The organism is Pseudomonas sp. PSPC2-3 (assembly GCF_049898265.1).
GTDB classification, from domain to species: Bacteria; Pseudomonadota; Gammaproteobacteria; order Pseudomonadales; family Pseudomonadaceae; genus Aquipseudomonas; species Aquipseudomonas veronii.
In genome coordinates this window covers 1-538 of the sequence record NZ_JAFCXJ010000035.1, presented here as the reverse complement: position 1 = coordinate 538, position 538 = coordinate 1, and the positions used below count along the sequence as shown (strand labels likewise).

General features: G+C 58.6%; 1 pseudogene. It reads right to left on the bottom strand.

What is annotated here, in order from left to right:
• Positions 1-538, bottom strand: a pseudogene (locus ACP7E3_RS31905) (host specificity protein); the annotation flags it as partial.

Below are 538 nucleotides of genomic sequence, written 5' to 3'. Positions count from 1 at the left end.
AGCGCCGAGGACGTTTCCTGAATGGCAGATGTGTTTTGACCGACAGTGGCTTGCAGTTGCGTGGTCTTCGTCGCCTCAGCCTCAATCGCGGTTGCCCTGACCTTGCTCTCCTCGACAATAGCGGAAGTACTTGCCCATCCCTTTAGAGCATCAGCCTTCGCACCGCTACCACTGTCACCGCGTGCAGAGGCGCGTAAAGCGTTGGTGGTACTGGCCTGTGCTGTGACCACGCCGTCGAGCTTGGTAATGTCGGCGGTGTTGGTGCTGACCTGCTGCGCCAGGCCGTTGGCCGTTTCGACCGACTGCCCAACATCCAGCCAGTACCCGGCATTGGGCGGCGGGTTGCCGGCAGGAACCTGCACTTTTGCCTGATAGATGCGATCCGCTTCCACCACCATCATCCCTTTCAGGTAGACCTTGGTTGAAACGTATCCACCAAGGCCGTCCAGGCTATCGATCTGGTCCTGAAGTCCGTCCAGTTCGCTGATCAGGTCCTGGCCAAGCTGCGTCTTGGTGACCTTTCCGGTAAGAATTTCGA